Source organism: Paenibacillus sp. FSL P4-0184, assembly GCF_038004625.1.
In the GTDB taxonomy this organism is placed as follows: domain Bacteria; phylum Bacillota; class Bacilli; order Paenibacillales; family Paenibacillaceae; genus Paenibacillus_AQ.
The window spans coordinates 2,002,671-2,021,891 of record NZ_JBBORN010000001.1; the positions used below are offsets into that span (position 1 = coordinate 2,002,671).

Annotated in this window: 18 protein-coding genes and 2 riboswitches; of the genes, 10 read left to right on the plus strand and 8 right to left on the minus strand. The window is 44.2% G+C overall.

Going from position 1 to position 19,221, the window contains the following annotated elements; genetic code table 11:
* Nucleotides 1-48 precede the first annotated feature (48 nt).
* The 3 genes from argS to MKY52_RS08585 all read right to left on the minus strand — a co-directional run bounded on the left by argS (nt 49) and on the right by MKY52_RS08585 (nt 3,697).
* Complete coding sequence (gene argS / locus MKY52_RS08575; protein ID WP_076121339.1) at nt 49-1,734, minus strand: arginine--tRNA ligase; 1,686 nt, start codon at nt 1,732-1,734, stop codon at nt 49-51.
* The gene (locus tag MKY52_RS08580; RefSeq protein ID WP_341053377.1) at nt 1,731-2,174 is read right to left on the minus strand and encodes a DUF1934 domain-containing protein; all 444 of its coding nucleotides are present in this window, start codon (nt 2,172-2,174) and stop codon (nt 1,731-1,733) included. Before MKY52_RS08580 ends, argS begins: the two co-directional genes overlap by 4 nt.
* A gap of 326 nt (nt 2,175-2,500) precedes the next feature.
* The gene (locus tag MKY52_RS08585; RefSeq protein WP_341050943.1) at nt 2,501-3,697 is read right to left on the minus strand and encodes a hypothetical protein; all 1,197 of its coding nucleotides are present in this window, start codon (nt 3,695-3,697) and stop codon (nt 2,501-2,503) included.
* 224 nt (nt 3,698-3,921) lie between these two features.
* Here MKY52_RS08585 and MKY52_RS08590 point away from each other — a divergent pair, with 224 nt between their 5' ends.
* Nucleotides 3,922-5,982, plus strand: a complete 2,061-nt coding sequence (locus tag MKY52_RS08590; RefSeq protein ID WP_076286898.1) for a transglycosylase domain-containing protein — start codon at nt 3,922-3,924, stop codon at nt 5,980-5,982.
* Between the two features lie 202 nt (nt 5,983-6,184).
* Nucleotides 6,185-6,658 (plus strand): AbrB/MazE/SpoVT family DNA-binding domain-containing protein, encoded by a 474-nt coding sequence (locus MKY52_RS08595; protein ID WP_076286897.1) that lies wholly within the window; start codon nt 6,185-6,187, stop codon nt 6,656-6,658.
* A gap of 101 nt (nt 6,659-6,759) precedes the next feature.
* Here the strand turns inward: MKY52_RS08595 and MKY52_RS08600 are convergent, their stop codons facing one another.
* On the minus strand, nt 6,760-7,266 hold the full coding sequence (locus tag MKY52_RS08600) for a YwhD family protein (protein ID WP_341050946.1): 507 nt from the start codon (nt 7,264-7,266) through the stop codon (nt 6,760-6,762).
* A gap of 103 nt (nt 7,267-7,369) precedes the next feature.
* Here MKY52_RS08600 and MKY52_RS08605 point away from each other — a divergent pair, with 103 nt between their 5' ends.
* From MKY52_RS08605 to MKY52_RS08630, 6 genes are all read left to right on the plus strand, one after another.
* Entirely contained in the window at nt 7,370-9,376 is a 2,007-nt protein-coding gene (locus tag MKY52_RS08605; RefSeq protein WP_341050948.1) for a M1 family metallopeptidase, read from the plus strand.
* Nucleotides 9,377-9,387: 11 nt separating this feature from the next.
* Nucleotides 9,388-10,218 carry a hypothetical protein gene (locus MKY52_RS08610; protein ID WP_339268106.1) on the plus strand — a complete coding sequence of 277 codons (831 nt, stop codon included), beginning with the start codon at nt 9,388-9,390 and terminating at the stop codon, nt 10,216-10,218.
* Between the two features lie 214 nt (nt 10,219-10,432).
* Nucleotides 10,433-10,571: riboswitch (cyclic di-AMP (ydaO/yuaA leader) on the plus strand.
* A 53-nt stretch (nt 10,572-10,624) separates the two neighbouring features.
* Complete coding sequence (locus tag MKY52_RS08615) at nt 10,625-11,053, plus strand: C40 family peptidase (protein WP_042193080.1); 429 nt, start codon at nt 10,625-10,627, stop codon at nt 11,051-11,053.
* Nucleotides 11,054-11,412: 359 nt separating this feature from the next.
* A riboswitch (cyclic di-AMP (ydaO/yuaA leader) is annotated at nt 11,413-11,554 on the plus strand.
* A gap of 5 nt (nt 11,555-11,559) precedes the next feature.
* Nucleotides 11,560-12,051 (plus strand): C40 family peptidase, encoded by a 492-nt coding sequence (locus MKY52_RS08620; protein WP_042183954.1) that lies wholly within the window; start codon nt 11,560-11,562, stop codon nt 12,049-12,051.
* 255 nt (nt 12,052-12,306) lie between these two features.
* Nucleotides 12,307-12,792, plus strand: coding sequence for a GNAT family N-acetyltransferase (locus tag MKY52_RS08625; RefSeq protein ID WP_341050949.1), 486 nt, complete (start codon nt 12,307-12,309; stop codon nt 12,790-12,792).
* A 127-nt stretch (nt 12,793-12,919) separates the two neighbouring features.
* Entirely contained in the window at nt 12,920-13,276 is a 357-nt protein-coding gene (locus MKY52_RS08630) for a c-type cytochrome (protein ID WP_042183950.1), read from the plus strand.
* Between the two features lie 91 nt (nt 13,277-13,367).
* On the opposite strand, the gene MKY52_RS08635 is transcribed toward MKY52_RS08630, so the two are convergent.
* Together MKY52_RS08635 and MKY52_RS08640 are read right to left on the minus strand one after the other, a co-directional pair.
* Complete coding sequence (locus tag MKY52_RS08635; protein WP_042123209.1) at nt 13,368-13,655, minus strand: 4a-hydroxytetrahydrobiopterin dehydratase; 288 nt, start codon at nt 13,653-13,655, stop codon at nt 13,368-13,370.
* 227 nt (nt 13,656-13,882) lie between these two features.
* Nucleotides 13,883-14,176 (minus strand): hypothetical protein, encoded by a 294-nt coding sequence (locus tag MKY52_RS08640; protein WP_042131745.1) that lies wholly within the window; start codon nt 14,174-14,176, stop codon nt 13,883-13,885.
* Nucleotides 14,177-14,382: 206 nt separating this feature from the next.
* On the opposite strand from MKY52_RS08640, the gene motA reads away from it, so the two are divergent.
* Together motA and motB are read left to right on the plus strand one after the other, a co-directional pair.
* A complete protein-coding gene (gene motA / locus MKY52_RS08645) occupies nt 14,383-15,186 on the plus strand; it encodes a flagellar motor stator protein MotA (protein ID WP_076286892.1) in 804 nt (267 codons plus the stop codon).
* On the plus strand, nt 15,170-15,988 hold the full coding sequence (gene motB / locus MKY52_RS08650) for a flagellar motor protein MotB (RefSeq protein WP_042183946.1): 819 nt from the start codon (nt 15,170-15,172) through the stop codon (nt 15,986-15,988). The genes motA and motB overlap by 17 nt, the downstream gene beginning before the upstream one ends.
* 99 nt (nt 15,989-16,087) lie before the next feature.
* Here motB and rluF read toward each other — a convergent pair whose 3' ends face one another.
* A complete protein-coding gene (rluF, locus tag MKY52_RS08655; protein WP_341053378.1) occupies nt 16,088-16,789 on the minus strand; it encodes a 23S rRNA pseudouridine(2604) synthase RluF in 702 nt (233 codons plus the stop codon).
* Nucleotides 16,779-19,106, minus strand: a complete 2,328-nt coding sequence (locus tag MKY52_RS08660; RefSeq protein WP_076301050.1) for a sensor histidine kinase — start codon at nt 19,104-19,106, stop codon at nt 16,779-16,781. Before MKY52_RS08660 ends, rluF begins: the two co-directional genes overlap by 11 nt.
* Nucleotides 19,107-19,221: the final 115 nt, after the last annotated feature.

Sequence of the window (19,221 nt, forward strand, 5' to 3'; positions counted from 1 at the left end):
CGCCTCCCAGGGAACCGGAAGGCGGATTTTTTGTCGTTTGATGTTGAATTACATGCGGTCTGGTGCGGAAACACCAACAAGACGCAGGACATTAGCAATGGTGGTACGCGCAGCACCAAGCAGTGCAAGTCGTGCCACGGTTTGAGCGGCATCCTCAGTGATTACACGTTCAGCTTTGTAATAACTGTGGAACATCGCAGCCAGCTCATATACATAACGGATGAGGCGATGTGGAGCATAACCTTCAGCCGCAACAGCAATTTCCGCTGGGAGCTCACCAATTTTGCGCAGCAGGTCATATTCATGCACTGCTGTCAGCTTGGAGAAGTCAATCTCAGCGTAATCAGGAATGGAGATCCCTTGCTCCTCTGCCTGACGGAAGATGCTGCAGATACGCGCATGCGCATATTGAACGTAGAATACAGGGTTCTCATTAGAAGTAGAGATCGCCAAGTCCATATCGAAATCGAGATGGGAATCCATGCTACGCATGGTGAAGAAATAACGAATCGCATCGATTCCTACTTCTTCCATCAAATCTTCCATCGTAACCGCTTTGCCGGTACGTTTCGACATTTTAACCTTTTCACCATTCTGGAACAGGCTGACCATCTGAGCAATCAGAACCACTAGCTTCTCAGGATCATTGCCAAGTGCTGACATCGCCGCTTTCATCCGCGGAATATAGCCATGATGATCCGCACCCCAAATGTTAATCATTTTATCGTAACCACGGCCATACTTATCGCTGTGATAAGCAATGTCCGGTGTAAGGTAGGTGTATGTGCCATCGTTCTTAATCAGAACGCGGTCTTTATCATCGCCATACTTAGTCGTTTGCAGCCAGGTTGCCCCATCCTGCTCATAAACTTCTCCACGATCACGAAGCTCGTCTAACGAGCGTAACACTTCTCCGTTCTCGTACAGGGAAGTCTCACTGAACCAGATATCGAAGTTTACGCGGAATAGTCCCAGATCACGTTTGATTTTATCGAGCTCTTTATTAAGTCCATAAGTCCGGAAAAAAGCTGCCCGGTCACTCGGGCTCATTTCGAGTAGTGTATCACCCTTTTCAGCCACAAGCTCTTTAGCAAATCCCTTAATATCCTCGCCATGGTAACCGTCTTCAGGCATTTCTGCTTCTTGGCCCAGCTCCTGCAGGTAACGAGTTTCAATGGATTTGCACAGGTTGACCACCTGGTTACCGGCATCATTAATATAATATTCCCGTGTCACCTGATAGCCTGCATAATCGAGTACGTTGCAAAGCGCATCGCCGACAGCAGCACCACGAGCATGTCCTAAATGAAGGCTACCTGTTGGATTAGCGCTGACGAACTCCATTTCAACCTTCTGACCTTGACCGATGTTAATACGGCCATAATCATCACCCTGCTCAGCAACAAGGCTGATAATTGGGTACAAATAATTCTTGGACAACGTAAAGTTAATAAAGCCTGGTCCGGCAATCTCAGCTTTTTCAATAGAAGCGCTGCTTGTATCTAAATGTTCTATAATTGCCTCAGCAATCTGGCGTGGGTTACGTTTTGCGATTTTGGTCAGCTGCATAGCAGCGTTCGTAGCCAAATCACCGTGTGCCTTATCTCTTGGTACTTCCAGTACGATATCCGGAACCTCTTCCGGTGCAACAATTCCTGCATTTACAATTGCATCGGCAATGGCTTCTTTTACCCGTTCATTCACTAGCTCCAACGGATTCTTTCTCTGTGTCATAATTTCGGTTCCTCCTGTATATGCAAACTAATAGCAAACTTTCCTGACAATTCCTCGTATACGTACAAATCATATTCCCATGCAACCGTTAGGGAGCGCCCTTCGCGCACCACGTCCAGCTTGTTCGTTTCTGTAGAAAGATTAAACTGTGTATATGGTGAACGATAGAATCCCGGCAGACGCCGTCCGGATTGAAAGCTCTGTTCCGACTGTATCCCACCGTGGCGGATTAGCTTTAGCTGATTGCCTGCAATCTTTATTGTTGTACGAACAGAAATTTTCTCTCCTCGAGGGCCTTGCTCTAACTCTTCATATTGAATATATAGATGCGGTCCTTTGGATACTACCTCTCCATTCGCTTTCATAACATTCCGCTGACCATCTTGAAGGCTCACGAGCGTAATAGAGACGTCATATTTGTTAGACTGTAATTCGGGCATCACACGTTCCTCCATTCTGCAAGCCTCTGCATTCTGCATAAGAAAAACGCCTGTCGTAAAACTTAAACATTTTTATATTCATTCAAAGGCCTATTCGCTTTCCCATTGTACACTATATCCAGTTCAAAGAAGCATTTCAATCTCAGAATCCATTAGATCTAGCTTAGCTCATAAAATTTTACCATATTGATGGATAAAAGCACACTTGGAACATGTAGTAAAACTGTACCCAAGTGCAACCAACTTAATAATCACAAAAAAACGGTTCCCTAAGGAACCGTTTAGAAAACTAAAAGCTATGCTCGCTACCTTTACTAACCCTCCCGTTACAAGGACAAAATTTTCAACGAAAATCTAAGTTGCCAAGATGCGCCGCCATCTTTAGTTACATATAACGATGAATAATCGAGTTCGCGAACGGCTAGCCAGCCTTCTTTATTACTAGTGAACGAGATTACTCCTTCATACCCAGCAATCGCCGGAAGATTGGTCCACTGCTTGCCACCGTTATATGTGCGTCCTACCGCTACTTTTTCTGCTGCGTCGGAATAACCCACCAAGAAGGTCGTATTGTTCCCTATCGGCTCCAAATTTCCCGGTCTGCCAGACGCAGGCCCTTTATTTACTACAGCTCTTCCACTACCCGGAGCAGGCCCACCCCCAGCAGTTTCCTGAGCGATCACTCTATTCCAGCTTTTACCCTTATTCGTACTTGTATATAGGGAGTATGAGGTTTGACTCATCCCTGAGCCGCCATAGAGAACCACATCAACTTGATCTCCCTTTGAAGTGATTTGCCCATACTCTGGATCGGTAAAGGCTACCTTTAACGATAAACTCCAAGTTTTGCCACCATCTGCAGTCTTCATTACCCGGTAGCTGGTTCCAGGCACAGTTACAACGGCCCAGCCGGTATTACGATCACTGAAATAAGCACCGCGTGTATTGGATGGGGTTGAAATCTTACTCCAGCTAAGTCCCCCGTCCTTGGTGTAATACGTTGATGCCCTGTTATACCCGAAACCAATCTTACTGTCGATAAAATCGATTCTTTCAAAGCTAACAGCTTTATTCGAAAGTCTTTTCCATTCTGAGCCGCCATTAGAGGTACTGATTAAATATCGAGCTTGACCGTCTTCTACAGAAGCAAGGGCAAAACCATGCACGTTATCGGGAAAATCAATCTGTTTAAAGCTCCATTGGCCTTCATAAATTTCTTGAAAATTGCAGCCTCCATCAGAAGTGCCAATCATAAATCCATTGCCTGCTGCCCGTCCGATATTTCCATTCAGAAACTGAACATCAGAAAAGGTAAGCGGTGTGGATACGTCTCCTGAATGCTTGTTTTGCAGAGACTGTAGTAGCCCATGATCTCCAGTGCCGCACGCCGCTGGTGTAGCCGCTGGTGTAGCCGATGCAGCAGCATGTACAGAAGAAGCTGATGCACCCCAGCCTGAAACCATTATTAGCGTCGCCGAAAGGGCGGTTATTGTCGTTCTGTGAATCTTTTTCGTCCAGTTCATAGTGACACCTCCTATTGTATATATACCCTAGCTTTCAATCTCTACTCTTTTATACCTCCTGAAGCACGCATGATCCACCATTGAATAGTCACAAAATGGAAACAGTTTGTCATCTCCTATTTAAATTTCCTCCGGTGATAGTCCCTTTAACAGATCACCTAGTTATACAATGAATATCCTTCCAGTTCCTTTCCCATAATACAAGGAGAAGGGAGTCTGGTGTCATGTCACGTGAATCAACGAGTCCACCCAAACGAAAAAGCCGCTTCCGCCGTTTATTCCGGCTGCTGGTAGCCATGATTATATTGTTTCTACTGACCACGGGAGCTCTGCTCGGTTACCTATACCAAAAAGATCTCCCTCCCATTGGCGACGATGTGCGCTCCAAGCTACTCGACTCCAGGGGCAATATTCTTGCCACCTTTACCTCAGACGGGCGTAGCCGTGAACCGGTCAAATTAAGTCAAATTTCTCCCCTGCTCATTGAAGCCACACTAGCCGTCGAGGATCGTAAGTTTTACGAGCATTCCGGATTTGACATGAAGGGAATGGCTCGGGCCGTGCTCGTCAATCTGGAAGAGGGAAACCGAACGCAGGGGGCTAGCACGCTAACTCAGCAGCTCGCGAGAAATCTTTATCTATCCCACGAGAAGACGTGGACGCGTAAAGCTAAAGAAGCCTTGTATACGATGCAGCTCGAGATGAAATACAGTAAAGATGAAATCTTGAACATGTATTTAAATAACATCTACTATGGCCATGGTGCCTATGGCATTGAAGCAGCCTCTCAAATGTATTTTGGTAAATCTGCAGCAGACTTAGACTTGGCAGAGAGTACCATGCTAGCTGGAATTCCAAAAGGACCAACCTATTATTCGCCGTACAATCATTTAGACAACGCTAAAAAACGCCAAAAAATCATTTTGACTGTCATGACCAATTTAGGAGAAATCACACAAGAAGAAGCAGGACAGGCTGTTCAGGAAGACTTGAACTTAAAACCACAAGGCCAGAAGGATACCACTGTGGTTGCACCTTATTTCAGAGATTATATCCGCAATCTGGCCACAGAATCTCTTCACATCAGCAGTGATGAGCTGGAACAAGGGGGACTAAATGTTTACACTACCCTTGACCCTGACATGCAGCATGCCGCAGAACAAGCAGTCGACAAAGAGATGGATCAAAAGAGTGATCTGGAGACCGCTCTTGTTTCCATCGATCCTCGCACTGGCTACATTAAAGCTATGGTCGGCGGAAAAAATTATCGTACCAACCAATACAACCATGCTCTAGCCACCACACGTCAGCCTGGCTCGTCCTTTAAGCCGATCATGTATTTAGCAGCACTCTCTTCTAAAGAGATGACTGGTCTTTCCGTTTTCAAAAGCCAGCCAACGATGTTCCATTATGATAACAATCGCAAAACCTACCAGCCTCGGAACTTCGGGGATAAGTATCTGGGCGAAATCAATATGCGACAAGCCATTGCAGCATCCGACAATATCTATGCTGTGAATACGATCATGAAGATCGGCGCGGATAAGGTGAGCGAGATGGCAGGCAAGATGGGCATTGATAGTCCGCTTCAAAGCGTGCCGTCACTGGCACTCGGTACCTCACCGATCAGTCCGCTAGAAATGGCTGCGGCATTCGCTGTTATTGGAAACAGTGGCCAGAAAATGCCCACCACAGCCATTCTAAAAATAACGGATTCTAATGGTATGGTGCTGTATGAAGCACCACAGCCAAAGGGTGAAGCCATTGTAGAGCCTTCTGCCGCCTATGTGTTGACCCGTTTAATGGAGGGGGTATTTGAGACTGGGGGGACAGGAAACCGCGTAGCTTCTATAATCAAACGTCCGGTAGCCGGCAAGACTGGAACTACGGATACAGACGGCTGGATGGTAGGCTTCACCCCCGAGCTGTCCACTGCAGTTTGGGTTGGATATGACAAGGGGCGCGACATCACAACTACCGATGGCCGACGGGCAGCTCCAATTTTCGCGGAGTTTACTGAAAAAGCGTTGGAAAATATCCCGCCTAAGATTTTTCCCATTCCAGATGGCGTAGTCAGTGTATACATCAATCCGCAATCCGGTAAGCTAGCTACAGCAGCCTGTCCCGAAAAAGAACTGGAGACTTTCATTAGTGGAACTGAGCCCACCGAATACTGTGATCAACATGGCAAAGCTCCCGCTGTCGATGATGTACAAAGCAAAGTAGATCCTGCTGAAGAAAGTCGTTCCCTGTGGAACAATATTAAACGCTGGTGGTTGAATTAACCTCTTCATTAATTGAAGAGGTTTTTCTTTTTTATTACTTATTTATTGTAGAATCCATAGGATGGCCAAACTCGATTTTCACTTCTCCCACAAAGGATGTAACCGCTTCATTAATTATATTCACCCCATTCTCTTAACTCACAATTACTGCTATAATAGTTAGTAGCAACCAAAATATAAAGATGTAAATGAGGGACATGGGATGAAGGATACAGGCATGATCCGGAGTTTAGACAGTCTTGGGAGAATTGTGGTTCCCGCAGAAATCCGTATGACTCGTAATATCGACATTGGTGATCCTATCGAATTTTTTATATTAAACGATAACACCATCATACTCAGGAAGTACACCTCGACAGAATGTACGTTTTGCAGAAGCCACGACCATGTCACCTACTATAAAGAGCAATTTATTTGCAGTAGCTGTCTAAAAGAAATTGCCGACCCTGAACGCATGTCTCAAGTGCCTGAGGCGCGCCAAGATTTTGCAGGCGAAGTGTCAGAACACAGCAGCACGATCCGGAAGACGAAGACAGAGGATATGTGCCAACGCCTGGAGCGGGCCATAGAAGAACATCCATATGCCAATCAGAAAGAGCTTGCTGAAATTCTTGGGATCAGTCAAGCCAGAGTAAGTCAACTCAAACGCAAACTTAGTACGGCAGGCAAATCGTAAACTAATTCATTATGTTCAATTCAAAAAGGCCTCGACTCTCCTATATCAGGATGTCGAAGCCTTTTTTCTGTATCAGGTAACCTTTACCGGGTGATTCGTTCCTACTCGTTCAGTGCAGCTTTAAGCTCATCGGAGGACGCAGTCCACCATGCCTCATTATGAGAGATCAAGAGGGATTTGAGGGCAGCTTTTTCAACTGCGCCAAGCCCTCCCACATCGATTTTGCGTTTTAGAGCAGCATCCAACTTATTGACATGCTCGGCGAGAATTTTCCAACCGCGACGTGCTTCCGTATCGATCCACATTTCACAGGCCGTTATTCCGCCATAGAATTGACTATCCTGTGTACGGTCCACTGCTACCCATACTACCCAAACCTGTCTACCGTTAGGTACATCTTCACGGTTCATGGAGAATTTAATCCCCTTTTCAACCTTACTCTTGGCATGCATGGCACCAATATCAATGACTGCTTCACCGCCATCAATAATGACAGGCGATACGTTATTGAGCTCTATAGAGCCCGCTCCAAAGCCTTTATGTTTACTTTTGGCATTCACAATATTTAAGGCAATCTGTTTCTTGCCCTCCGGTTGTATGTTGTCCACGAGTGCACACCCTTCCTCTTACGAATAATTTAATTTTAGCTAATAATGCGGCGATTGCAAACATATACATCCCGTAGATGCTTGTCACGGGAGGAATCACACTATGAAGTCACTGTCATTAAGGTACATCATCATCTTTGCGACCCTGGCCACCCTCGTGCTATTAGGAGGCATATGGGTCTATTCGGGGGATAACTCCACATCTTCTGTTACTAGCTTTGTTTCAAAAGAGGCCAAGTCCTCAAGCGGCATAGCTCCTGCAGCTGCACCACAACAGACACTGCCTGAAAGCGCCCCCGTTCCAGCAGAAGAGGCATTAAGTCAACGAGTTGTCGAGTATCACATCGATGTTCAGCTTGTTCCTGATACAGAAACCTTAATCGCTTCTGAGACGGTAACCTGGACACACCCCGGTGTAAAACCGGTAAGTGATCTATATTTTCATATGTATCCAAATGCTTTTGCTTCATCAGATACTACCTTTATGAAGGAGTCCGGAGGAACGCTCAGAGGTGACACCATGCCAGAGAACGGCTTCGGAAGCATGACTTTAACCGATTTGCGCACAACAGAAGGAACATCACTAATGCAAAGAGTGCAATTTGTACAACCCGATGATGGTAACGTCAACGATAAGACACTCCTAAAGGTACATCTCCCACAACCGGTTAATGGTGGAGAAAGTGTCACGCTTAAACTCCAGTACGAGGTCCAGCTCCCCAAAATATTTGCCCGTATGGGCGCATCAGGCAATTTCGTGATGGCTGGGCAATGGTTCCCTAAACTTAGTGTATACGAGCCTATGGGCACACGCGGGGTTAAGGAGGAAGGCTGGGATTTGCATCAGTACCACGGCACCTCTGAGTTTTACAGCGATTTTGGCATCTTTAATGTAACGATTGCGGTTCCTTCCGACTACACGGTAGCTGCGACCGGATTTCCTGTGAAGAATGCCAAGCTAAAGCAAGATCAGAAAATATATCAGTTCTACGCTGACGATGTCCATGACTTTGCGTGGGCGGCATCCCCTGATTTTACAGTAGCCGAAGAAGCCTTCTCTACGCCAGAAGTGCCTGGTGTACGGATTAAGGTGTATCTCGATCCATTACACAAAGACTTAAAGGAACGATACCTTCAGGCCGCTAAGGCAGCTCTGACCTACTTCAGCAAATGGTATGGTCCTTATCCCTACTCGACTCTGTCTATTATCGTTCCGCCTAAGGAGGGGAATGGGGCTGGAGGAATGGAGTATCCAACACTCATTACAGCGTTTGGAGCCACAGACTCTTCTCCTGACACCTCACTTGAAAGAACCGTCGTTCATGAAATTGGCCATCAATACTTTTACGGCATGGTAGCCAGCAATGAATTCGAAGAGGCTTGGCTAGATGAAAGCTTCACTTCTTATGCTGAAGACAGACTCATGGAGCAAGAATATGGCATCAAAACGAATCTCCCTCTTCAGTCCAGCTTGGTGACCAAATCAGAGCCGCTAAATTTAGAGACATGGAAATATGCCGGGGCAGAATCCTATAGCCGGAATGTGTATATTCGCGGAAAGCTAGTACTTAAGGATATTGAACGCCAAGTAGGGACTAAGGCAATGAACAGCATCATGTCCACTTACGCACGTAAATTCCGTTTCCAGCACCCCACTACGTCTGATTTTCAAAAAGTCATTGAGAAGGTAACCAAAAAATCATGGCAGCCTTATTTCGAAGATTATATTTATGGTGGTGGTGCTCCTGATTTCTCAATAGATACGATTACGATTAAAAAGAATGGCAACAGCGATGCTCAGAGCTATGAATCCATAGTAAAGATTACAAACAAAGGGAGCCATTACGTTGACGTTCCCATTAAATTCACATTCGCCGATGGCTCTGCTACAGAGCGGGTCTGGAGCGGTGAAGGAGCAGAGACTACATTCCAATTGTTAAGCGATAAGCTTCTTCTCTCTGCTGAGGTTGATCCTGAGCATACCATTCTGTTAGAAAACAAACATCTTAATAACTTCAGACTGGCGGAAATAGAGCCCAAAACGCTCTCCCGCTGGACATTAAGTGTAACTAAACTAGTTGAAACCGTGCTCGGAACTCTTGTCTGGTGAGGTGAATGATTGTGAGAACATCGATAACCCGCGGCTGGCAAAGCATGAAGGAGCAATTTTATATTCTGATTCTGCTCTTCATCTACCGACTGCTCTGGGGCTACTTTATGTACGGCTTCATCCGATCTGCTATCGTTCCAATTCTACTACGTTATCCAGATAAAGACGCTGGAGGCAGCGGAATGGGCAGACTACTCTATTATGTCGAAGGGCAGTTCAGCTTGAACACAGATCCTGCGATACGTACTTGGTTATGGATGTTCCTAGGGCTTGTTGTCTTACGACTGCTACTCTCCCCCTTCATAAGGGCAGGATTACTGCATGAACTCCATCAGGAGCGAAAAGGAGAGCGTGGCCTGTTCTTTTTTCCCGGTATGAAGCTTTATGGATTTCCAGTGTTTATCTTCAGTCTAATCGAATGGGTGCTGGCTCTACTTCCGTTATACTGGCTTGCTCCAAAAATGTACGGGCTATTCTTGTCCTCCTTTCTGAACTACTCTTTGTTACTTCATCTAGTTCCATACGTATTGGCATGGCTTATATACATCTTTATCGTGCGCCTGTTCCTTCTATATATGCAGTTTGGTTATACCAGCGGCACGGGGATGTTCTCCTCCTTATTCATTTGCTTGAAGTCGCTGATTCCGGCAATAGGAATTTCAATCATACTTGGTGCAGCAGGCCTGATCCTTTTGCTAGTGTGCGGACTAACGGGTATCTTCTGTCCTGGCCTACCAGCACTTCTTATTCGTCAACTTTCATCACTGCCCTCAACACTCTTCAAAATGTGGGGAATTTCAGCTCAATATCATCTATGGCAAAGTAAAGCATTTCCACAATAATTTGAAACATTACAGAACATAATATAAGAGTCCCGGTTCCTGAATCAGGAGCTGGGACTCTTTCGCGTTATAGACAATTTATGAGGATTTGCAAAATCGTAAAGACTTTGTTACAATAAGTCCTGTTCCATTGGTAACAAGTTTGTAATCATTTGAAACGATTTCTACATAACTTCATGTATTTGTCGTAGTCATGTCGATAAGTCACTATCTGGTGCATAAAACGCCGAATTCCTTGCACCGGGAAGTGGGGGAACCATATTTTGGGTGAATTGATCTCGCTTTGCAGTGATCATAGGGGAACCTTCTACCGAATCCTTAAGCTAACCTCACAGGCATTGGAAGGGGTACAATTTTTTTGAAGAATTTAAGAAAAGCATGCGTCGCTGCGGCGCTAGGACTTGTGATGGCGTTCTCTATTGGTGGAGGAAGTGCCTTTGCAGATTCTAAGATGGACAGTGTTATTTCAAAGACAATTGGAGTTGCCTATAAAACCGGAGGCACTAGCACTGCCGGGTTTGACTGTTCTGGATTTACTACGTATGTATTCAAGAAGGTGGGTCTTTCTTTGCCCCGTACTTCAAAAGCTCAATATAATGTCGGAACTCCTGTAGCCAAAAGTAAATTACGTTCAGGTGACCTAGTTTTCTTTAACACATTGGGCAACGGCGTATCCCATGTCGGCATTTATGTTGGAAACGGAAAATTCGCACAATCATCATCTTCATATGGCGTGACCATCACTTCACTTAGCCAGTCCTACTGGGCCAATCGCTACGTTGGTGCTAAAAGAGTAATGAGTACTTCCTCATATCAAGCTATAGCCTACGATTAATACTTCCCCACAACTATAACCTCACAATTACATTATATAGACCTGGGTTTGATTATTGACTTAATCGAATCCAGGTTTTCTTTTGTCTTATTATATTCTTTACACCTCTAGAACGGACTTTAAACACTTTTATTTGATAAAAATTTCAATAAATATAAAAATTAGTTTAATATTATCGCTTACATATGCATTTTGTCTTTAAAAAAACGAATTTTTCTGCATGATTATGTTAAAAACGATTGCCAAGCGGCACTCTGTTTGTTACAATAACTGCAGTAAGATTTTAGTAACATTTTTGTAATCATTAAGTTGTTATTTACAAAGGTTTTGTCATGTATTGATTACAAGCTATTCCTAATCAACAGTATCAGCCGAGTTTCCTAACTATTAGGAAAACGGGGGAACCAACTTTGGGTGAATTGACCTCCATTTTTAGAGGGGTCATAGGGGACCTTCAACCGAACCCTTAAGCTAACCTCGTAGGCATCCGGAAGGGGTATAAACTTTTGAAGAAGAAGCTAGCAGCAGCAGTACTTAGCTTTTCCATTATTTTCACCATCGGAGCAGGAAGCGCTTTCGCGGATTCCAAAATGGATAAAGTGATCGACAAGACCATCGGAACTAAGTACGTATCCGGCGGCATCTCCACAAATGGATTTGATTGCTCCGGATTTACAATGTATGTATTTGATAAAATTGGTATAAACCTACCACACCAATCAGGTTCCCAGTATCAAATGGGTACTGCTATCTCCCAAGATGATTTAAGATCTGGAGATCTTGTATTCTTCAATACAAGTGGTAAGGGTGTCTCCCATGTTGGTATTTATGTCGGTGAAGGCAAGTTTGCACACGCATCTTCCTCACGCGGTGTAACGATTAGCTCCCTGAGTGATAGCTACTACGTGAAACGCTACATCGGTGCTAAACGAATTATGAGCACGGATGCTTATCATTCTGTTGCTTCTGAGACAGAAGATAATGATGATGTTCAATAAGTAAATCGTACATAGGCTCTTTTCCAAGATGTTGATTCTTGGAGAAGAGCTTGTTTTTTGTCTTATTTAGTATTTACCCCTCTCAGAATTTGTAAAACAATAATCCTCATAAATTTCTGAGTCGACCATGCCTCTTTTTGTATATAATTAGTTACAAGCATAAACGCCTTCGATGTCCTTATAAGGACCATAAGTATTTTAAGCTAGAAATATAAGACATTTAAAGTTCCCCCGTGAAAGGAGGTCCTTGACCTTATGATAAATCCCTCTGTTACTTTTCATGTAGCGCCTATGGAGACCAGTCACGCGGAAGAGATTTGCAACTGGGATTACACTGCCCCTTATAATATTTACGGCTGGATGCCGTGGGAGCAAATGCAGGCTCTTGGAATCGAGTTCGGTGACCCTCAGCTACGGAATGAGCAATATGTCTCCATATTAAATGGGCAAGGGATTTTGTGTGGATTCGCGCAGTTGTTTCCAATGGAAGGTGTTGTTCGCTTGGGGATTGGTATGCGCCCTGATCTATGCGGTCAAGGTCTAGGAAAAATATTCATGGATGCAATCGTGCAAGCAGCCCTGCTTCGTTATCCTGGGCGTGAGATTGATCTAGAGGTATTGACCTGGAACCAGCGGGCGATCCGAACTTACCAAAAGTGTGGATTTACGATTACCGATACGTATGAGCGCCTAACCCCCACAGGAAACAAACCTTTTTATTGCATGGTCTATGATAAATAATATTAAATTCAATATTTTTCAATGATTTGATGGCTTTATCGTTCATTTTTTTGTCACAAACCCTATGATAACGCTTCACCTTGAGCTATAATGTAGGGAGCAGCTTACATAGAAGGGACGAACTGGGATGCAGAAATGGATCATGAGCGGTTTGTTTTTTGCCGCCTGTGCCTTTGCGGTAGTACTTATGTTTACACTTCCAGGTAAAGAAGAGGTAGCTGAACAGAATAAGCCGACGATGCCGGAAGTCCAATTGGATGCGGCAAAGGCCGAAGCAACCGTGAAAGCCAGCTGTATCACCTGTCACGGCGATCAGCTTCAAGGTGGAGTTGGACCCAGTCTTCAAAATGAAGGCGGTCAGCATGATGCTGAAGAAATCTACAGTATCGTCACTAAAGGACGAGGTCAAATGCCTTCCTTTAAAGAAAAGCTAGCCCCTGAGGAGATTGCAAACGTCGCCCTCTGGCTCTCAGAGAAAAAGTAACAGTAACTACTACCTAAGCAACTAAAAACGCCCGTGCCAGAAGATAGTTCACTATCTGCGCACGGGCGTTTATTTATGAGTTTAGGTGACACTAACGATTTTTCTCAAAGGCTTCATTAAATTCATGTGCCTCTCGAATATCTAGAGCTGTAATACCGTCTTCCTCATTTGATTTCAGTCGTAAAGTCACTGTCTTATAATCAATCGTAATATGTGGATGGTGATCAAAGGCTTCTGAAATGGTGGCTACTTCATCAACGAAAGCAATACCCTTCATATATTGACTGAACATATATTTTCGCACCATGGTATTCTCTTCCAGCTTCCAACCTTCCAGCTTGCTGATCTGCTCACGCAGTTCTTCTTCGGTAAATAACAATTCGTTTCCTCCCTTACTAAAAATTGCAGTAAAATCCGCAGGTCCCTTTACTCGTCTTATTCGTTAAACAAAACATCCCTTAGCTTCTGAGGTCCAAGGGATGTGCCAGGATAAAGGCAATATTTTCGATTAAATGTATTCAAGAATCCCAGCGATTATAACTCGGCTACACCAATTTTAACACGGGCTACTAACTACGGGCAAATTACGCCCCGCGCCCCCTCTTCTTAAATCAAAACAACAGAGGCTAAATCCTCTTCTCCGACTAAAATATTAATGCGGTGCGTGTCCTTATCGTAAATGATAACGCCGCTCCCCACCTCAATCATAGGTTCATTACCCAGCGCGAAGAAAAGATCCTCAGCCAGTGCCTCCCATACCTCCATCTTGGATTCCTGCGGCAATTCTTGCCACTCTTCCGGATCCATTTCAAAAAATAAGTACCCATCGGAAATTCTTCCGACAGCCTCAGTCAAATCCGTTAGGATTTCACCGTAATCTCTACCATGCTTTACACCCACATGTATCACTCCGTTTTCTCCACAGATGAATAATTACTTACCTTATCCATTATAGCCGAAAAAATGACTTCACAAAAAACGGAATGATGTCGATAAATAAGAATATACGTTATTCGGTTTCGAACAGAGTGCCTTGCCGCTGTTTCAAGGATGATATACGCGGCTTTGTCGGAACACATCTTATAATCTCATGGACGAGGTGCATAATGGAAATTTCAACAATACTTGGTTTAATTTTTGGTCTAGTTGCAGTTATTTGGGGTATGATCCTCAAGCACGCTCCTCTTCACGCTTTAGCCACACCTGCTGCTTACGTTATTATCTTAGTGGGTACGGCAGCTTCCATCTTTATGGCCTTTCCGTTCTCGGAGGTCAAGAAGATTCCAAGTCTGTTTAAAATGATTTTTGTCAAAAAGAAATTAATCAGTAAATCCGAATTAATTACTATGTTCATGGAGTGGGCTTCTATTACACGGCGTGAAGGTCTGCTGGCTCTTGAGTCGAAAGTCGATGAAATAGAAGATAACTTCCTCAGAAATGGCATGCGGATGATTATTGATGGAAATGATCAGGATTTTGTCCGCGATGTTCTCATGGAGGACATCCACGCCACAGAGGATAGACATAAAGCAGGCGCACTCATTTTCTCACAAGCAGGTATGTATGCTCCTACACTTGGCGTACTCGGGGCCGTTATCGGACTTATCGCCGCTCTGGCTGATATGAGTGATATGAACAAATTGGCTGCAGCAATCGGGGCTGCCTTCATCGCAACACTACTCGGTATCTTTACAGGTTACGTATTATGGCATCCTATTGCCAATAAGCTAAAACGACTTTCCAAACGTGAAATTGAAGTTCGAATGATGATGGTCGAAGGTCTTTTGTCCATACAATCCGGTGTATCCACTATTGCCATCAATCAGAAGCTTGCTGTCTTCCTGACACCTTCGGAACGAGCTAAGTTAAATGATGAGAAGGAGAGTGGATCGGGTGAGCAAAAAGACTAGACGACACGAAGAGCATGAAGAACACGCCGATGAATCTTGGCTACTGCCTTATTCTGATCTTATGACCCTTCTGGTAGCCTTGTTCATCGTAATGTATTCTATGAGTGCAACGGATGCCAAAAAATTCGAAGAGATGAGTCAAGCCTTCAGTTCCGCTCTTAATGGCGGTACAGGTGTTCTTGAAGAGCGGGCGGCAATGCCATCTAAGAGTCAAGAGGATTTAGGAAAAAATGATCAAATGGATAAATCAGTAACCAAGAAAAATGAACAAACAGAAATGGCTAAGCTGCGGCAAAAGGAACAAGAGGATTTAGAGAAGCTTAAGAAGCAGTTTGATCAATATATCAGCAAGAACGGCCTTACCGATCTACTCAGCACTAAGCTCAATCAATCCCAACTTATGATTACGATAAGTGATAACGCGCTGTTCGCATCCGGACAGGCAGTAGTTAAAGATGATTCTCGGCAATTAGCAAAGTCCATCTCAACCATGCTGCAGCAATTCCCAGATTATGATGTAGTCGTGCAAGGACATACCGATAATATCCCTATCTCTAATAGCGACTATTCTTCCAACTGGGACCTGAGCGCCGATCGCGCCCTTCAGTTCATGAAGATTTTGCTAACAAATACGAACCTGAATCCACGGAAATTTAGTGCGATTGGATACGGGGAATACCACCCCATTTCTGAAAATACTACAGCTGTTGGACGAAGTAAGAACCGCCGGGTTGAAGTATCCATTATTCGTAAATATCAAGAAACCAAAGAGTTCTCAGGTATTGCTCCTTCCGATGAATAATGGTTATCCTATTACAAGCATAAAGAGCTGTCCCAAGGTCTTAGACCGATGGAACAGCTCTTTTTTGATACATTGTATTCAAATCTAGGCTCTTCTAGGTTATAGAAGTTCGTAATTCAGTGTAGCTCCAAGTTCTTGCTTCTCTTCAGCAGACAGCTCACGCCATTCTCCTGTTTGTAATGCCCCTAGACGAATATTCATAATCCGAATGCGTTGCAGCTTTCTAACCTCGTAGCCAAAAGCGCTGCACATACGGCGGATCTGACGATTCTTACCCTCCGTCAAAATAATACGGAATACACGCTCTGTAATACGAGTGACCTCACAAGGTAGCGTCTTCTCACCTAATATCTTTACGCCGCTGGACATGCCGGTAATAAATGATGGCGTAATCGGTCTGTCTACAGTAACAACATACTCTTTTTCATGCCGACCTTCGGCCCGTAAAATCTTGTTAACGATGTCCCCATCGTTAGTAAGCAGAATCAATCCTTCTGAATCCTTATCGAGACGCCCAATCGGGAAGATTCGCTCATGATGACCTACAAAATCAACAATATTCCCCTTAATATGCTGCTCTGTAGTTGAAGTGATACCCACTGGCTTGTTTAACGCAATGTAAACCGTCTGGCTTGATGTTTCAAGTGCAACACCATCTATTCTTACATCATCGCCTGGAACGGCCTGACTGCCAAGCACAGCAGGTTGTCCGTTGATCGTAACTCTACCACCTTCCACCAGCTTATCTGCTTCACGGCGTGAACAGTACCCTGTCTCACTGATGAATTTATTAATTCTCACGTTGTCCTTCACTCCGTTCATCCTTAATATTAAGCCAAGGGGTATCCGTACCAGCTGCAGGCAGCTTGATCATAACAGTTGTCCCTTGACCCACTTCACTTTGTATTTCCAAATGACCCTTATGAGCCTGAATAATACGTTGGCTAATCATTAGCCCTAAGCCTGTTCCCGACTCCTTATTGGTGAAGAAGGGCTCACCCAGCTTAGGCAGCATATCCTTAGGAATTCCTTCGCCTTGATCTGAAATAAGAATGAAGACAGAATCCAAGGTATTTCTTAACTCCATTGAAATCACACCACCATCAGGCATAGCTTCAATAGCATTTTTGACGATGTTAATAAACACCTGCTTTAGCTGGTTCACTTCACAATGAACGGTGGATGGATATTCAGAGAATGTCGCACTAAACTGAATCCCAAACAAATGAGCTTGACTGTCTAATAGAGAAACCACATCACCAAGGATATCCCGCACATCTTTTTCCTGAAAATGAACAGCTTGAGGCTTGGCCAAAATTAAAAATTCACTTACGATCAGATTAATCCGCTCGAGCTCGGACAACATCAGTTCAATATGGAGGGGGACCAAAATCTGCTTTTCTTGTTGAAGCTGCAGAAATCCTTTTAGCGTCGTAAGAGGATTACGAATCTCATGAGCTACTCCCGCGGCTAATTGGCCAACTGTAGTCAGCTTCTCAGAGCGTCTAAGCAGTTCCTCCATTCGGTTACGTTCCGTCATATCACGTGAGACGTGAATAAAGGAATGTGGATACCCGTCTTCATCACGAATCACTGAGGTACTAACACTAACTTCAACAATTGCTCCATCACGTTTAAGTCTTACGGTTTCAATTGGTGGTAGAACCGCACCACTCTTTAACGCATCAAGCCGCTCTTCCTCCTGCTTAAGCGCTGTCGCAGGCACAAGGTAAGGCTTATTCCCTAGCACCTCTTTGGCACTCCATCCATACAGTTCTTCGAAGGCTCTGTTCGTACTAGTAATTCGGCCGTCCATATCGATGGTATGTATCGCATCAGAGGTTCCATTAATGACCGATTCCAAATGCTCCTTAACTGCTCGGTTCTCTTCCAGTGTCTGTTTGAGTCGATTAGTGCGCTGCATGAGATGAGCCGTCATAGCGTTGATTCGTAGTGCCAGTTGCCCTAACTCATCCCGGCTAGTTACCTTAAGTGGAGGCTCGAATTTCCCTTTGGCTACATCGTTCACTTTGGCAAGTATCGCCTGAATAGGACGAGTAACAAATCCAGACAGTATGTAACTGCATAACAAGAATAATGTAAGTAATAACAGTGAAGTTGTCAGATTATTAATTAATTGTTCATGAACCACAGATGAAATCACGGAGTAATCCAAAACGACTCCAATCACATAAGCTTTCAGTCCAGGAGATTGGATAGGGATGAAGCTTTTGAGCACTCTTTTTCCAAGCACTTTCGTCTCCAGTGTAACCGGCTTCTGCTTCTCCTGAGCCAATAGAATCGCTGTTCTATCCTGCTCCACATTACCATAAGTATAGGTGCCGTACTTAATGGGACGGTTACCAAGATTCTTATTCAATGTGTCAGTTCCGTCAGCCTTCATACTTGCTGAGCCAAATGTTACTGGGTTAAATCCTGTGAGTTCTAAGATCCCTGGATTAGCTTCTTTAGTCTGCGCTGCGATTTGATCGGGATTGGTAATCTTGACATAGTCGCTGGCTGCAGTATTGAGAATAACAGGATTTATGATGTAGTTGCTCTCTTCATCATGGTAATATCCCCACTTTTCAATGAAATCGAGATTGTAGGTTGAATAATCAAAAGGGCCTGACCAAAAATGGTCCATGGCCTGCCCCTGACCCACGGATACCTCCTGATTATCGAACAACTCCAAAAAGGCCAGATACCAGTACCCCCAGTCCTTTGTGGACACCCCAATATCACTAGGTAGCGAAGACCTCGCTATTACAATATCGTTATCAGTCTTTACCAGAATTGAAATATTAGACACGCCCACCTTGGAAGTTAGGGCCTTAAGTTCTTCATTCGTCACATTCCTATAGTCGGGGTCCAGCTCCTCGGAGGCAAAGATAGCCGCCATCCTTAAATTATGCGCAATTTGATATTCTACATAGTTAGAGCTATAGTTACTTTGTTCTACAGAAACGGCCATTTGCATAGCGGTTAGTTGCATATTATTAATGCTTTCATTCCGTAGATTATTTTGGGCGGCATAAAGGTTAAATGTCAGGTTCAGTGCTAAAATTAGCAACACCGCCCCAAAAATAATAGCAGATAGTTTTGTCTTTATGGACAAACTGTTTGTTCACCTCTTATCCACTGGTAAATCCTTGCGGGGCCTACAATAAACATCATACCTTTTGCCCTCACATTTGAAAAGACATTTCAATGTAGCGTTCCAATTCAAGAAT

Excerpts from the sequence above, each read along its gene's own strand:
- MKY52_RS08585 (WP_341050943.1), bottom strand. The coding sequence starts at position 3,697 with ATGAACTGGACGAAAAAGATTCACAGAACGACAATAACCGCCCTTTCG.
- MKY52_RS08580 (WP_341053377.1), bottom strand. The coding sequence starts at position 2,174 with ATGCCCGAATTACAGTCTAACAAATATGACGTCTCTATTACGCTCGTG.
- MKY52_RS08630 (WP_042183950.1), top strand. The coding sequence starts at position 12,920 with ATGCAGAAATGGATCATGAGCGGTTTGTTTTTTGCCGCCTGTGCCTTT.
- MKY52_RS08605 (WP_341050948.1), top strand. The coding sequence starts at position 7,370 with ATGAAGTCACTGTCATTAAGGTACATCATCATCTTTGCGACCCTGGCC.
- argS (WP_076121339.1), bottom strand. The coding sequence starts at position 1,734 with ATGACACAGAGAAAGAATCCGTTGGAGCTAGTGAATGAACGGGTAAAA.
- MKY52_RS08615 (WP_042193080.1), top strand. The coding sequence starts at position 10,625 with ATGGCGTTCTCTATTGGTGGAGGAAGTGCCTTTGCAGATTCTAAGATG.
- MKY52_RS08595 (WP_076286897.1), top strand. The coding sequence starts at position 6,185 with ATGAAGGATACAGGCATGATCCGGAGTTTAGACAGTCTTGGGAGAATT.
- motA (WP_076286892.1), top strand. The coding sequence starts at position 14,383 with ATGGAAATTTCAACAATACTTGGTTTAATTTTTGGTCTAGTTGCAGTT.
- MKY52_RS08590 (WP_076286898.1), top strand. The coding sequence starts at position 3,922 with ATGTCACGTGAATCAACGAGTCCACCCAAACGAAAAAGCCGCTTCCGC.
- MKY52_RS08625 (WP_341050949.1), top strand. The coding sequence starts at position 12,307 with ATGATAAATCCCTCTGTTACTTTTCATGTAGCGCCTATGGAGACCAGT.